The organism is Streptomyces sp. CB02009 (genome assembly GCF_001905825.1).
Taxonomy (GTDB): Bacteria; Actinomycetota; Actinomycetes; order Streptomycetales; family Streptomycetaceae; genus Streptomyces.
Genome location: NZ_LIVV01000005.1, coordinates 457,271 through 471,019 on the forward strand (window position 1 = coordinate 457,271; position 13,749 = coordinate 471,019).

12 protein-coding genes and 1 tRNA gene are annotated in these 13,749 nt (G+C 68.4%); 2 read left to right on the forward strand and 11 right to left on the reverse strand.

Annotated features, from left to right (window positions below):
* Positions 1 to 70: 70 nt before the first annotated feature.
* The 9 genes from rpoB to AMK27_RS21690 all read right to left on the reverse strand — a co-directional run bounded on the left by rpoB (position 71) and on the right by AMK27_RS21690 (position 9,244).
* A complete protein-coding gene (gene rpoB / locus AMK27_RS21645) occupies positions 71 to 3,553 on the reverse strand; it encodes a DNA-directed RNA polymerase subunit beta (RefSeq protein ID WP_030318711.1) in 3,483 nt (1,160 codons plus the stop codon).
* 548 nt (positions 3,554 to 4,101) lie between these two features.
* Positions 4,102 to 4,485 carry a 50S ribosomal protein L7/L12 gene (gene rplL, locus AMK27_RS21655; protein WP_073910766.1) on the reverse strand — a complete coding sequence of 128 codons (384 nt, stop codon included), beginning with the start codon at positions 4,483 to 4,485 and terminating at the stop codon, positions 4,102 to 4,104.
* A 109-nt stretch (positions 4,486 to 4,594) separates the two neighbouring features.
* On the reverse strand, positions 4,595 to 5,125 hold the full coding sequence (gene rplJ, locus AMK27_RS21660) for a 50S ribosomal protein L10 (RefSeq protein WP_030318714.1): 531 nt from the start codon (positions 5,123 to 5,125) through the stop codon (positions 4,595 to 4,597).
* 284 nt (positions 5,126 to 5,409) lie between these two features.
* Positions 5,410 to 6,333 carry a hypothetical protein gene (locus AMK27_RS21665; protein ID WP_073910770.1) on the reverse strand — a complete coding sequence of 308 codons (924 nt, stop codon included), beginning with the start codon at positions 6,331 to 6,333 and terminating at the stop codon, positions 5,410 to 5,412.
* Positions 6,334 to 6,448: 115 nt separating this feature from the next.
* Positions 6,449 to 7,177, reverse strand: coding sequence for a 50S ribosomal protein L1 (gene rplA / locus AMK27_RS21670; protein ID WP_030318718.1), 729 nt, complete (start codon positions 7,175 to 7,177; stop codon positions 6,449 to 6,451).
* A gap of 78 nt (positions 7,178 to 7,255) precedes the next feature.
* A complete protein-coding gene (rplK, locus tag AMK27_RS21675; protein ID WP_015035536.1) occupies positions 7,256 to 7,690 on the reverse strand; it encodes a 50S ribosomal protein L11 in 435 nt (144 codons plus the stop codon).
* Between the two features lie 158 nt (positions 7,691 to 7,848).
* Positions 7,849 to 8,736, reverse strand: coding sequence for a transcription termination/antitermination protein NusG (gene nusG, locus AMK27_RS21680; RefSeq protein ID WP_073910773.1), 888 nt, complete (start codon positions 8,734 to 8,736; stop codon positions 7,849 to 7,851).
* A gap of 44 nt (positions 8,737 to 8,780) precedes the next feature.
* Complete coding sequence (secE, locus tag AMK27_RS21685; RefSeq protein WP_030318724.1) at positions 8,781 to 9,068, reverse strand: preprotein translocase subunit SecE; 288 nt, start codon at positions 9,066 to 9,068, stop codon at positions 8,781 to 8,783.
* 103 nt (positions 9,069 to 9,171) lie between these two features.
* Positions 9,172 to 9,244, reverse strand: a tRNA-Trp gene (locus AMK27_RS21690).
* 207 nt (positions 9,245 to 9,451) lie between these two features.
* Between AMK27_RS21690 and AMK27_RS21695 the strand changes: the two genes are divergently transcribed.
* Both AMK27_RS21695 and AMK27_RS21700 read left to right on the forward strand, forming a co-directional pair.
* Positions 9,452 to 10,678, forward strand: a complete 1,227-nt coding sequence (locus AMK27_RS21695) for a pyridoxal phosphate-dependent aminotransferase (RefSeq protein WP_073910777.1) — start codon at positions 9,452 to 9,454, stop codon at positions 10,676 to 10,678.
* 118 nt (positions 10,679 to 10,796) lie between these two features.
* Positions 10,797 to 11,828, forward strand: coding sequence for an adenosine deaminase (locus tag AMK27_RS21700; protein WP_198955915.1), 1,032 nt, complete (start codon positions 10,797 to 10,799; stop codon positions 11,826 to 11,828).
* Here the strand turns inward: AMK27_RS21700 and AMK27_RS21705 are convergent.
* On the reverse strand, positions 11,773 to 12,486 hold the full coding sequence (locus AMK27_RS21705) for a hypothetical protein (RefSeq protein ID WP_073910784.1): 714 nt from the start codon (positions 12,484 to 12,486) through the stop codon (positions 11,773 to 11,775). The two genes, AMK27_RS21700 and AMK27_RS21705, sit on opposite strands and share 56 nt — an antisense overlap.
* Positions 12,487 to 12,551: 65 nt before the next feature.
* Entirely contained in the window at positions 12,552 to 13,610 is a 1,059-nt protein-coding gene (locus tag AMK27_RS21710; RefSeq protein ID WP_198955916.1) for a UDP-N-acetylmuramate dehydrogenase, read from the reverse strand.
* Positions 13,611 to 13,749 lie beyond the last annotated feature (139 nt).

Below are 13,749 nucleotides of genomic sequence, written 5' to 3' on the forward strand. Positions count from 1 at the left end.
TCTGATTCGGGGGTCCTGGGGCCGGCCGGGGACTCAGCGGTGAAACGCCGAGTCCCCGACCGAACTCCCGTCAGACCTCTTCGACGCTGCTCGGCTCGCGCCGGGACAGGTCGATGCCGAGCTCCTCCGCTGCGCGGAAGACGTCCTCGTCGGTGTCGCGCATCTCGATGGACATGCCGTCCGAGGACAGCACCTCCACGTTGAGGCACAGGGACTGCATCTCCTTGATGAGCACCTTGAAGGACTCGGGGATGCCGGGCTCAGGGATGTTCTCGCCCTTGACGATGGCCTCGTAGACCTTCACGCGGCCGGTCACGTCGTCGGACTTGATCGTCAGCAGCTCCTGGAGGGCGTACGCGGCGCCGTATGCCTCCAGCGCCCACACCTCCATCTCACCGAAGCGCTGGCCACCGAACTGGGCCTTACCACCCAGCGGCTGCTGGGTGATCATCGAGTACGGACCGGTCGACCGGGCGTGGAGCTTGTCGTCGACCAGGTGGTGGAGCTTGAGGATGTACATGTACCCGACCGAGATCGGGTCCGGGAACGGCTCGCCGGAGCGGCCGTCGAACAGCCTCGCCTTACCGGTCGGGAGCACCATGCGCTCGCCGTCGCGGTTCGGGATGGTGTGGTTCAGCAGACCCGCGAGCTCGTCCTCACGCGCACCGTCGAAGACCGGGGTCGCGACGTTGGTGCCGGGGGCGACCTTGTCGGCGCCGATCACCTGGAGGCGCTGCGCCCACTCGTCCGCGAGGCCGGAGACGTCCCAGCCGCGGCTGGCGAGCCAGCCGAGGTGGATCTCCAGGACCTGTCCCGGGTTCATTCGGGACGGGACACCCAGCGGGTTGAGGATGATGTCGACCGGGGTGCCGTCCTCCAGGAACGGCATGTCCTCGATCGGCAGGATCTTCGAGATGACGCCCTTGTTGCCGTGACGGCCGGCGAGCTTGTCACCGTCGGTGATCTTGCGCTTCTGGGCGACGTAGACGCGGACCAGCTGGTTCACGCCCGGGGGAAGCTCGTCGCCCTCCTCGCGGTCGAAGACGCGGACGCCGATGATCTTGCCGATCTCGCCGTGCGGCACCTTCAGCGAGGTGTCACGGACCTCACGGGCCTTCTCACCGAAGATCGCGCGGAGCAGGCGCTCCTCCGGGGTCAGCTCGGTCTCGCCCTTGGGCGTGACCTTGCCGACGAGGATGTCGCCGGCGACGACCTCGGCACCGATACGGATGATGCCGCGCTCGTCGAGGTCGGCGAGGACCTCCTCGGAGACGTTCGGGATGTCCCGGGTGATCTCCTCCGGGCCGAGCTTGGTGTCACGGGCGTCGACCTCGTGCTCCTCGATGTGGATCGAGGAGAGGACGTCGTCCTGCACGAGGCGCTGCGACAGGATGATCGCGTCCTCGTAGTTGTGACCCTCCCACGGCATGAACGCCACGAGCAGGTTCTTGCCGAGCGCCATCTCGCCGTCTTCGGTGGCGGGACCGTCGGCGAGGACCTGGCCCTCGATGACGCGGTCGCCCTCGTCCACGACGACCTTCTGGTTCACAGAGGTGCCCTGGTTGGAGCGCGAGAACTTGTGCAGGCGGTACGTGATGTACGTGCCGTCGTCGTTGGCGACCGTGACGTAGTCGGCCGACAGCTCCTGGACGACACCGTCCTTCTCGGCCTTGAGCACGTCGCCGGCGTCGGTGGCGCAGCGGTACTCCATGCCGGTGCCGACGAGCGGGGCCTCCGACTTAATCAGCGGCACCGCCTGACGCATCATGTTCGCGCCCATGAGGGCACGGTTGGCGTCGTCGTGCTCGAGGAACGGGATCATGGCGGTCGCGACCGACACCATCTGGCGCGGCGAGACGTCCATGTAGTCCACGTCGGACGGCTCGACGTAGTCGACCTCGCCGCCACGCTTACGCACCAGGACACGGGGCTCGGTGAACTGCAGGTCGTCGTTGAGCGCGGCGTTGGCCTGCGCGATGACGAAGCGGTCCTCTTCGTCGGCGGTGACGTAGTCGACCTCGTCGGTGACCTGACCGTCGACGACCTTGCGGTACGGCGTCTCGATGAAGCCGAACGCGTTGACGCGGCCGTACGAGGCGAGCGAACCGATCAGACCGATGTTCGGGCCTTCGGGGGTCTCGATCGGGCACATGCGTCCGTAGTGGGACGGGTGCACGTCTCGGACCTCGAAGCCGGCCCGCTCACGGGACAGACCACCAGGGCCCAGCGCCGAGAGACGACGCTTGTGCGTCAGACCCGACAGCGGGTTGTTCTGGTCCATGAACTGCGACAGCTGGCTGGTGCCGAAGAACTCCTTGATGGAGGCGACGACCGGCCGGATGTTGATCAGGGTCTGCGGCGTGATCGCCTCGACGTCCTGGGTGGTCATGCGCTCACGCACGACGCGCTCCATACGAGCCAGACCCGTGCGGACCTGGTTCTGGATGAGCTCGCCGACGTTGCGCAGACGACGGTTGCCGAAGTGGTCGATGTCGTCGGTCTCGACGACGATCTCGTTGCCGTTCTCGCCGATCGTCTCGGTCTCGCCCGCGTGGAGCTTGACCAGGTACTTGATCGTGGCGATGACGTCGTCGGTGGTGAGCACGCCGGCGTCCAGCGGCTCGTCGGCGCCGAGCTTCTTGTTCACCTTGTAGCGGCCGACCTTGGCGAGGTCGTAGCGCTTCGGGTTGAAGTAGAGGTTCTCGAGCAGCGTCTGAGCGGCCTCACGGGTCGGCGGCTCGCCCGGACGCAGCTTGCGGTAGATGTCGAGCAGCGCGTCGTCCTGGCCCTGGGTGTGGTCCTTCTCCAGGGTGGCGCGCATGGACTCGTACTCGCCGAACTCCTGCAGGATCTGCTCGGTGGTCCAGCCGAGAGCCTTGAGGAGGACGGTGACGGACTGCTTGCGCTTGCGGTCGATGCGGACACCGACCAGGTCGCGCTTGTCGATCTCCATCTCCAGCCAGGCACCCCGGGACGGGATGATCTTGGCGGAGAAGATGTCCTTGTCGGACGTCTTGTCGATGGAGGAGTCGAAGTAGACACCCGGCGAACGGACCAGCTGCGACACCACGACACGCTCGGTGCCGTTGATGACGAAGGTGCCCTTGTTCGTCATGAGCGGGAAGTCGCCCATGAAGACCGTCTGGGACTTGATCTCGCCGGTCTCGTTGTTGGTGAACTCGGCGGTGACGAAGAGCGGGGCGCCGTACGTGAAGTCACGGTCCTTGCACTCGTCGATCGAGTTCTTCGGCGGCTCGAAGCGGTGGTCGCGGAAGGTCAGCGACATCGACCCGGAGAAGTCCTCGATCGGAGAGATCTCCTCGAAGATCTCTTCCAGACCGGACTTCCTGGGGACGTCCTGTCCCGACTCAAGGGCAGCCTCGACGCGAGCCTTCCAGGCGGCGTTGCCGAGCAGCCAGTCAAAGCTCTCGGTCTGCAGCGCGAGGAGGTTCGGAACCTCGAGGGGCTCCTTGATCTTTGCAAAGGAGATGCGCAGCGGGGCGGTGCTTGCGCCGTTGTTCGTATTGGTCGAGGCGTTGCGCGAGGCGGCCAAGAGGGGGTCCTTCCGAGGGCTCGGACTCACTACGCGCGTACCGGTCCCCTGCATCGCTTCACGGCAGACTTTTCCTGATACGACCAAAAGGCCAGCTCAGACGGGGTCGGTCCACGAAGCGGATGCGAAGGTATGCCCCTGGTGACGGGCAGGGGGCAGCTAACAGGCAGCGCAAAGGGTCAGTGTAGCCACTTGGCTCACTGATGTCCAGGGCGAATAATTCGCGACCCTCGTTGCTCTCAACTCCGCGGTACCTCGCGCCGTGCGGCGCACCTCGATACTGCCCGTTCAGCCGTCGATCCATGCCTCGGAAACGGATCGTTGTGACGACGCGTCCTGAGAATTGCGCGCTGCGTGCGGTTCGTCAAGGCCCCCCGGTCTGCGGGGCGCACGGCGAAGATCACCATACTCCGCCGCCGACGGCCCTCGGGCCCCCCGCCACGCCCTTCCCGGGAACGCCGAAAGGCGACCACCCAGAAGGGTGATCGCCTTTCGATGCCCCCGCGTTACACGGGGGCAGGAGTCAGCTTCAGCGACTCGAAACGGTCTTACTTGACCGTGACGGAGGCGCCGGCGGCCTTGAGGGACTCGGCAGCCTTCTCGGCGGCCTCCTTCGCGACCTTCTCGAGGACCGGCTTCGGGGTGCCGTCGACGAGGTCCTTGGCCTCCTTGAGGCCCAGGGAGGTGAGCTCACGCACGACCTTGATGACCTGGATCTTCTTGTCGCCGGCACCCTCGAGGATGACGTCGAACTCGTCCTGCTCCTCGACAGCCTCGGCACCGGCGACCGGGGCGCCCGGGCCGGCAACGGCGACGGCCGCGGCGGCGGTGACGTCGAACTTCTCCTCGAAGGCCTTCACGAACTCGGAGAGCTCGATGAGGGTCATCTCCTCGAACTGGGCGAGGAGGTCGTCCTGAGAGAGCTTCGCCATGATGGGCGATCCTTCCACTAATTCGGCAGGTGCCGGATGTATAGAGAGGCGGGCGTTACGGCCCGCTACGACCTGCGCCTAGGCGGCACAGATCATGACGCGAGCCGAATTACTCGGCACCGCCCTGCTCGGCGAGCTTGACGCGAAGCGCCTCCGCGGTGCGGACGAACTTCGACGGCAGCGCCTGGAGGAGCGAGGCAGTCTGCGACTGCTTGCCCTTGAACGCGCCGGCCAGCTTGCTGAGCAGAACCTCGCGGGACTCGAGGTCCGCGAGCTTCTTGAACTCGTCGGCGGACAGCGCCTTACCATCAAGGACACCGCCCTTGATGACGAGGTTCGGGTTCTCCTTGGCGAAGTCACGCAGAGCCTTCGCCGACTCCACCGGGTCACCGGTGACGAAGGCGGCCGCGGTCGAACCAGCAAGCTGGTCGTCCAGCGCGGAGATGCCGGCCTGGTTGGCCGCAATCTTGGTCAGCGTGTTCTTCACCACGGCGTACTGGGCGTTCTCACCGAGCGAACGACGCAGCGTCTTCAGCTGCGCCACGGTGAGCCCCGTGTACGAGGTCAGCACGACGGCGTTCGAGCTGCGGAACTTGTCCTCAAGCTCGGCTACCGCGGCAGCCTTGTCGGGCCTTGCCATAGAGCGTCGGCCTCCTTCCGGGTGATGAGGACCGCTCAGAAGGCGCTGCCACAACAAAAACGCCCCGGGCGCAGGCGCTCGGGGCTCAGCTCAACCGCATCACGAGGATCCGGGAACTCATCCACAATCACCTGCGCGGGTCGTTCGCATCGCAGCGAATCCTTCGGCCACCGCACCTTGACGGCACAGTGACGACCAGCGGTCTTTGGCTTCCTCGGAAGAGTACGTGACCGACACGCCCGGGGGCAAATCAGGCCTGACCGCCCCCGGACGCCCGACGTGCGTCAGGCCTTGCCGCCGCCCGCGCCGAGGCCCTTCAGCATCTCGAAGAGGTCGACGGTGTCCTTGGCCGGCGGGGCCTGGACGGTGGCCTTGGAGCCGTAGTCGGAGAAGTACATCCCCATCGTCACGGTCCCCTGCGCCGACTTCATGCCGATGTCCATCCGGGCCGGGTAGCCGTCCTCACGGACCCAGACCTCGGTGTCGTACGCCGTGATGCCGGCCTTCTTGACGCTCTCGACCAGGGCCGCCCGGTCCTTCTCGGACAGCACGTCCAGGGACTTGTTGGTGGCGACCATCTGCTCCAGGGTCAGCGTGCCCTTGTAGTGCTGGGTCTCGGCGCCTTCGACCTTCTCGGCACCGAGGTGCTTGAGGTTGGGCGAGTCGAGCAGCAGGGCGAGCTGCTTGGCCGGGTCCTGGTTCATGTTCTCCAGGCCGCCGGTCATCGACTTCGACAGGGCCTTGTCGCCGGAGGCCTCCGCCGCGGCCTGCATGTCCAGCTTCATCCAGCGCTTGCCGTCCATCTGAGCGGCCTGCTCGGCACCCATGTCCATGTACATGACGTTGCCGAGCATGATCATGCGCATCTTGTCGGGGCCGCCGCCGTTGGCCGCGCCCAGCATCGAGCCCTTGACGGTGATGTCCATGACGGTCGGGTCCCAGCCCTGGACGCCGGTCATCTCCATGGTGCCGCCACCGCCCTCCAGACCGGCGGGCAGCTCCATCGTCATCCGGATCTTCGCGGACTTGGCGGCCGAGGTCTTCTCGTACGCGGTCCGGATCACCTTGGTGATGTCACCGAGGCTCTGCGTCTGCGCCTTGTCGGCGCCCGCGGCCTTCCCGTCCCCGTCCTGACACCCCGCGACTCCGGTGACGACGGCCACGGCCGTCACGGCGACACCCGCGCGCTTCCATGCGGACATGTTCATCTGTTCCCCCACCCCTTGGGCAGCCTGCTGCGGTCCCTCGCACCGTAACAAGAAGCCGGCCCCGCACCTCCGAGGAGGTGCGGGGCCGGCTGACCACTCAGTGAGCCTGAAGGGCTCAGACCGCGGCCGGGTCCTCCTCGACGAGGAGGTTGCGGGTGCGGTTCGAGTCCAGCGGGATGCCGGGGCCCATCGTCGTCGTGATGGTCGCCTTCTTGATGTAGCGACCCTTCGCGGCGGACGGCTTCAGACGGAGGATCTCGTCCAGGGCCGCGGCGTAGTTCTCGACCAGCTTCGTGTCATCGAAGGAGACCTTGCCGATGATGAAGTGCAGGTTCGAGTGCTTGTCGACGCGGAACTCGATCTTGCCGCCCTTGATGTCGTTGACAGCCTTGGCGACATCGGGGGTGACGGTGCCGACCTTGGGGTTCGGCATGAGACCACGCGGGCCGAGGACGCGGCCGAGGCGGCCGACCTTGCCCATGAGGTCCGGGGTGGCCACAACGGCGTCGAACTCGTTCAGGCGGTTGCCCTTGGAGATCTCGTCGATGAGCTCGTCGGAGCCGACGATGTCGGCGCCCGCGGCGATCGCGGCCTCGGCACGGTCACCGGTCGCGAAGACCAGGACCCGGGCGGTCTTGCCGGTGCCGTGCGGAAGGTTCACGGTGCCACGGACCATCTGGTCGGCCTTGCGCGGGTCGACACCCAGGCGGAAGGCGACCTCGACGGTGCCGTCGAACTTGGTGCTGGAGGTGTCCTTGGCGAGACGGACGGCCTCGAGAGGAGCGTAGAGCTTCTCGCTGTCGATCTTGGCGTCCGCTGCGCGGAGGGTCTTGCTGCGCTTCACTGCTTCTCCTGTTGGTTCAGGTGTGGAGTCGTGGTGCGGGCCGGCGCTGGCCCTACCACTAGGTCACGAGGGGGCTGATCAGCCCTCGACCGTGATGCCCATGGAACGGGCGGTGCCAGCGATGATCTTGGACGCGGCGTCCAGGTCGTTGGCGTTCAGGTCGGGGAGCTTGACCGTGGCGATCTCGCGGACCTGGGCAGCCGTGAGCTTGGCGACCTTGGTCTTGTGGGGCTCGCCGGAGCCCTTGTCCACACCAGCGGCCTTGAGGATCAGCTTGGCGGCCGGCGGAGTCTTGGTGATGAAGGTGAAGGTGCGGTCTTCGTAGACCGTGATCTCCACCGGCACGACCATGCCACGCTGCGACTCGGTCGCGGCGTTGTAGGCCTTGCAGAACTCCATGATGTTGACGCCGTGCTGGCCCAGCGCGGGACCGACCGGCGGGGCCGGGTTGGCCGCACCAGCGTTGATCTGGAGCTTGATAAGCCCCGTGACCTTCTTCTTCTTGGGAGGCATTGCTCTCTCCGGGTCCTAGTGAGAGTGTTCAGCCCGCCATCCGGTCATCCGGATGCAGGCATACCGCACAACGATAACGGGTATAGACGCGCGGCCAAAAACCGAGCAGGTCAGAGCAGCTGCGAGAGCCGCTCTGACCTGGTCGGAAACTTGTGAGATCAGTTCTTCTGGATCTGGTCGAAGCTGAGCTCGACCGGGGTCTCGCGACCGAAGATCTCGACGAGGCCCTTGACCTTCTTCGAGTCGGGGTTGATCTCGTTGATGGTCGCCTGGAGGGTGGCGAAGGGGCCGTCGGTGACGGTGACCGAGTCGCCGACCTCGAAGTCCAGCACCTGGACCTCCAGCTTGCGGGCCGGAGCCGGCTTGCCCTCGGCCTCGGCGGCCTCGCGGGCGGCCTTCTCCTCGGCCTCCGGGGCGAGCATCTTGACGATCTCGTCCAGGGTCAGCGGGTACGGGTCGTAGGCGTTGCCCACGAAGCCGGTGACGCCGGGGGTGTTGCGGACGACGCCCCAGGACTCGTTCGTCAGGTCCATGCGGACGAGAACGTAGCCGGGAAGCTTGTTCTGCTTGACGTTCTTCCGCTCGCCGCCCTTGATCTGGACGATCTCTTCCTCGGGGACCTCGGCCTGGTAGATGAAGTCCTCGACGTTGAGCGAGACGGCACGCTGCTCGAGGTTGGCCTTCACGCGCTTCTCGTAGCCCGCGTAGGTGTGGATGACGTACCACTCGCCGGGCAGGGTGCGCAGCTCCTCGCGGAGCGCGGCGACCGGGTCGACCGGGGCGGCCGGCTCGGCCTCCTCCTCGGCGTCCTCGACCTCGTCGGCGACGGACTCGTCGTCCTCGTCAGCCTCGGCCTCGGCGTCCTCGTCGGCCTCAGCCTCGTCGGCCTCGTCCTGGTCCTCGACCTCGAGAGCGGCGTCCTCGGCGGCCTCGCCGGCAACGTCGTCAGCAGCGTCTGCCTGGTCCTCGTCGGCGGCCTCGACGATGTCCAGCTCGTCCTCGACGGACTCGGACTCGAAGGCGTCGTTCAGGTTCGCGTCAGACACGGTGGCTGCTTCTTCCTGCGATACAGATGGGGTGGAACAAAAAGTCAGCCGAAGACGTACTTGACTGCTTCCTGGAAGCCATAGTCAATCACGGTGACAAGGCCGATCATGATGACGACGAAGACAATCACCACGGTGGTGTACGTCGAAAGCTGGCTGCGCGTGGGCCAGACGACCTTGCGGAGCTCGGCGACGATCTGTCGGTAGAAGAGCGCGAGACGGCCCAGAGGGCCCTTCTTTCCGCGCTTGCCGCCCTTGCGGGACTTCTTCTTCGACTCGGAGGCCTCGTCATCGGCATCAGGCATGTCGATGGAGCCTACGGCGTCCGTCACGATCTCTCACCTGATTCCGGGTCGGCCGTGCCGCGCCCGGGTGGAGCCGCACGGCGGTGCAATGAAGTACGTACATGCGCACAACACCTGGCGGTGTGTGTAGCAGGGCCGGAGGGACTTGAACCCCCAACCGCCGGTTTTGGAGACCGGTGCTCTACCAATTGAGCTACGACCCTTTGTTGGTGTCCCTCAACGTACCGCATCGTGAGATGTGGTCGGTGCGGGCCAACGAGGAGTGAGCATACGTGGTCAGGGGCCCCCGCGTCGAACAGAAACCACGAGCGACCTGCCGTCGGACGCGCGTACGACCGGGAATGACCGTTCCTGTCCGGTCCGTGAAACCTGTGTGCCGGGCCTTGATGAGGTCTGGGACGATGGGCCGTATGAGCGCTGCTACCCCTCCCACCGAGCGTCGGGTCTCCGCCCGGATCGGTGCGATCTCCGAGTCCGCCACCCTCGCCGTCGACGCCAAGGCCAAGGCCCTCAAGGCCGCCGGGCGCCCGGTGATCGGTTTCGGCGCGGGTGAGCCCGACTTCCCGACCCCGGACTACATCGTCGACGCGGCCGTCGAGGCCTGCAAGAACCCGAAGTACCACCGCTACACGCCGGCCGGCGGTCTGCCGGAGCTGAAGGCCGCCATCGCCGCCAAGACGCTGCGCGACTCCGGCTACGAGGTCGACGCCTCCCAGGTCCTGGTGACCAACGGCGGCAAGCAGGCGATCTACGAGGCCTTCGCCGCGATCCTCGACCCGGGCGACGAGGTCATCGTCCCGGCGCCGTACTGGACGACGTACCCCGAGTCGATCCGCCTCGCGGGCGGTGTCCCGGTGGACGTCGTGGCCGACGAGACCACCGGCTACCGGGTCTCGGTGGAGCAGCTCGAGGCGGCCCGTACGGAGCGGACCAAGGTCGTCCTCTTCGTCTCGCCGTCCAACCCGACCGGCGCCGTGTACTCCGAGGCCGACGCCGAGGCGATCGGCCGCTGGGCCGTCGAGCACGGCCTGTGGGTCCTCACCGACGAGATCTACGAGCACCTCGTCTACGGCGACGCGAAGTTCACCTCGCTGCCGGCGATCGTCCCCGAGCTGCGCGACAAGTGCATCGTGGTCAACGGTGTCGCGAAGACGTACGCCATGACGGGCTGGCGCGTCGGCTGGATCGTGGGCCCGAAGGACGTCGTCAAGGCCGCGACGAACCTGCAGTCGCACGCCACGTCCAACGTGAGCAACGTGGCGCAGATCGCCGCCCTCGCCGCCGTCTCGGGCGACCTGGACGCCGTCGCGGAGATGCGGACCGCCTTCGACCGCCGCCGCCAGACGATCGTGCGGATGCTCAACGAGATCGAGGGGGTGTACTGCCCGACGCCGGAGGGCGCGTTCTACGCGTACCCCTCGGTGAAGGCCCTGCTCGGCAAGGAGATCCGCGGCAAGCGCCCGCAGACCTCCGTCGAGCTGGCCGCCCTGATCCTGGACGAGGCCGAGGTCGCGGTCGTCCCGGGCGAGGCCTTCGGCACGCCGGGCTACCTGCGCCTGTCCTACGCGCTGGGCGACGAGGACCTGGTGGAGGGCGTGTCCCGGCTGCAGAAGCTCCTCGCCGAGGCGACGGACTGATCGCACTCCTCGCGGGCCCCCGGTTCTTCGGAGCCGGGGGCCCGTTTTTGCGTTCTAGCAAGGTCCCGATCGGGGAAACGGGGTGTCGTCGTCCATTCGGGTGCGGCAGGATCAGCCAATGGAGCACGTTTACCGCGATCTCACCCAGCTGCCCAAGGCCCATCTGCACCTGCACTTCACCGGTTCGATGCGGCCCTCCACCCTGATCGAGCTGGCCGACAAGTACGGCGTGCACCTTCCCGAGGCGCTGAGCAGTGGTACGCCTCCGAAGCTGCGGGCGACCGACGAGCGCGGCTGGTTCCGCTTCCAGCGGCTGTACGACATCGCCCGCTCCTGCCTGCGCGCCCCCGAGGACATCCAGCGCCTGGTCCGCGAGGCGGCCCAGGAGGACGTCCGGGACGGCTCGGGCTGGCTGGAGATCCAGGTCGACCCCACCTCGTACGCCCCGCACCTCGGCGGGCTCATCCCCGCCCTGGAGATCATCCTCGACGCGGTCGACGCGGCCTCGCGGGAGACCGGGCTCGGGATGCGGGTGCTCGTCGCGGCGAACCGGATGAAACACCCCCTGGAGGCGCGCACGCTCGCCCGGCTCGCGGTGCGCTTCGCGGACCGGGGCGTGGTCGGCTTCGGACTCTCCAACGACGAGCGGCGCGGCCTGGCGCGGGACTTCGACCGGGCCTTCGCCATCGCGCGCGAGGGCGGCCTGCTCGCGGCCCCGCACGGCGGCGAGCTGACGGGTCCGGCGTCGGTACGGGACTGCCTGGACGACCTGCGGGCCTCCCGGGTCGGCCACGGAGTCCGTTCGGCCGAGGACCCGCGGCTGCTGCGCAAGCTCGCGGAGCGCGGGGTGACCTGCGAGGTCTGCCCGGCGTCCAACGTGGCCCTCGGGGTGTACGAGAAGCACGAGGACGTCCCGCTGCGGACGCTCTTCGACGCGGGGGTGCCGATGGCCCTCGGCGCGGACGACCCGCTGCTCTTCGGCTCCCGCCTGGCGGCGCAGTACGAGATCGCCCGCAGGCACCACGGCTTCACGGACCCCGAACTGGCGGAACTGGCCCGGCAGTCGGTCCGCGGCTCGGCGGCGCCGGAGGACATCAGGGAGAAGCTGCTGGCCGGGATCGACGACTGGCTGGCCGCCCCGGTGGGGTGAAGCGGTGCAGCGGGGGCCGGGCCTGGAAGCCGATGTCCACCTCGGTGCGGTCCCAGCCGTGCGCGGGCTGCTCCAGGAACGGGGTCAGCGAGGCGAGCAGGACGTCGTGGCCCGCCGGGGCCCGCTCGTGCAGCGGCCCGTGCCCGGCCGCGAGGGAGAGCTCCCCCGCGGCGGCGCAGAACACGTCCCGGTCGCCGAGGAGGAAGAGCGTGCGGGCGTGCACGGCGGCCCTGAGCCGTCCGGCGACCCGCTCGGGGGCCGCCTCCCAGGCGGCGGCGCGGTCGGCGGTGCGCCGCTCGTCGGTACGGAGGGTCAGCGGCCGCCCGTCGCGGAGCCGGCCGCGCAGCGCGGGCCAGGCGGAGGGGCGCAGGCCGCCGGTGTCCCGGTGGGCCAGGACGAGGTCGACGGGGGTGCCCGGCGCGTAGTCGCGCGGCAGGCTGTCGCGCAGCGGGACGTGGACGAGCGTGTGCCGGGAGAACGCGGCGAAGGAGAAGAGCCCGGCGAGCCGGGCGAGGCCGTCGTGGTCGCCGACGAGGTAGCCCCAGCGGTCGTGGAGGGGCGAGTTGAGCGTGGTGTGCCGCAGCGGGGGCCACGGCCGGACGATCCGGTGCTCGCGCTCCCCCGCGCGGATCCGGTACTCCCGGGCCTTGAGACGCATCCGGAAAGACTGCGGACCCGCGCGGGTCCCGCACAAGCGCTTTAGGGCTCTGGGGCTCTGGGGCTTTACAGGCTGACGCCGACCGTCACGGGCTCGTTGACCAGCGTGACGCCGAACGCCTCGTGGACCCCGGCGACGACCTCACGGGCCAGCGCGAGCAGGTCCTCGGTGGTCGCCTCGCCCCGGTTGGTCAGCGCGAGCGTGTGCTTGGTGGAGATGCGCGCGGGCCCGGAGCCGTACCCCTTGGTGAACCCGGCCCGGTCGATCAGCCAGGCGGCGGAGGTCTTCACGGCACCGTCCTCGCCCGCGGGGAAGGCCGGCGGGGTGACGTCCGCGCCGAGGCGCCCGGCCACGCGCGTGAGGAAGGTCTCGTACTCCTCCGCCGTGAGGATCGGGTTGGTGAAGAAGGATCCGGCGGACCAGGTGTCGTGGTCCGCGGGGTCCAGGACCATGCCCTTGCCGGCGCGCAGCCGCAGGACGGTCTCGCGGGCCTGGGCGAGCGGCACCCGGTCGCCCGCCCCGACGCCGAGGGCGCGGGCGGTCTCGGCGTACTTGACCGGCGCGGACAGCCCGCCGGCGTCCTCCAGCTCGAAGCGGACCCGGAGCACCACGTACCGCTCGGGGTGCTCCTTGAAGAGGCTGTGGCGGTACGAGAAGGCGCACTCGGCGTTGGTGAGGGTGACGGTCTCCTCGGCGCGCCGGTCGTAGGCGACGACCTCGGTCACGGTGGCGGAGACGTCCTGCCCGTACGCGCCGACGTTCTGGATCGGGGTCGCGCCGGCCGAGCCGGGGATGCCGGCCAGGCACTCGATGCCGGCGAGTCCGGCCTCGACGGTGCGGGCGACGGCGTCCGTCCAGACCTCTCCGGCGGCGAGTTCCAGCCTCGTTCCGTCGAGGGTGAAGCCCTCGGTCGCGATCCGCAGGGCGGTGCCGTCGAAGCCCTTGTCGCCGATGACGAGGTTGGACCCGCCGCCGATGACCAGCAGGGGCGTCCCCGCGGCGTCGGCCTCGCGCACGGCCGCGACCACCTCGTCGTCCGTGGTGGCGGTGACGAGCCGGGCCGCGGGGCCGCCGAGCCGGAAGGTGGTCAGGGGCGCGAGGGGGGCGTCGAGAAGAGGCTGCACGGGCTCAAGAGTACGGGGCCGTCCCGGCCGGGAGACGTCTCGTCTCCCGGCCGGGACGGCGCGGGGGCCCGCTCGCACGGGGCGGGGACGGGGCAGTCCCCGCCCGGAGAGGTTCTGTCTCCCGGCGGGGAGGCCGCGG

Excerpts from the sequence above, each read along its gene's own strand:
- rplL (WP_073910766.1), bottom strand. The coding sequence starts at position 4,485 with ATGGCGAAGCTCTCTCAGGACGACCTCCTCGCCCAGTTCGAGGAGATG.
- rplJ (WP_030318714.1), bottom strand. The coding sequence starts at position 5,125 with ATGGCAAGGCCCGACAAGGCTGCCGCGGTAGCCGAGCTTGAGGACAAG.
- AMK27_RS21665 (WP_073910770.1), bottom strand. The coding sequence starts at position 6,333 with ATGAACATGTCCGCATGGAAGCGCGCGGGTGTCGCCGTGACGGCCGTG.
- rplK (WP_015035536.1), bottom strand. The coding sequence starts at position 7,690 with ATGCCTCCCAAGAAGAAGAAGGTCACGGGGCTTATCAAGCTCCAGATC.
- AMK27_RS21695 (WP_073910777.1), top strand. The coding sequence starts at position 9,452 with ATGAGCGCTGCTACCCCTCCCACCGAGCGTCGGGTCTCCGCCCGGATC.
- AMK27_RS21700 (WP_198955915.1), top strand. The coding sequence starts at position 10,797 with ATGGAGCACGTTTACCGCGATCTCACCCAGCTGCCCAAGGCCCATCTG.
- AMK27_RS21705 (WP_073910784.1), bottom strand. The coding sequence starts at position 12,486 with ATGCGTCTCAAGGCCCGGGAGTACCGGATCCGCGCGGGGGAGCGCGAG.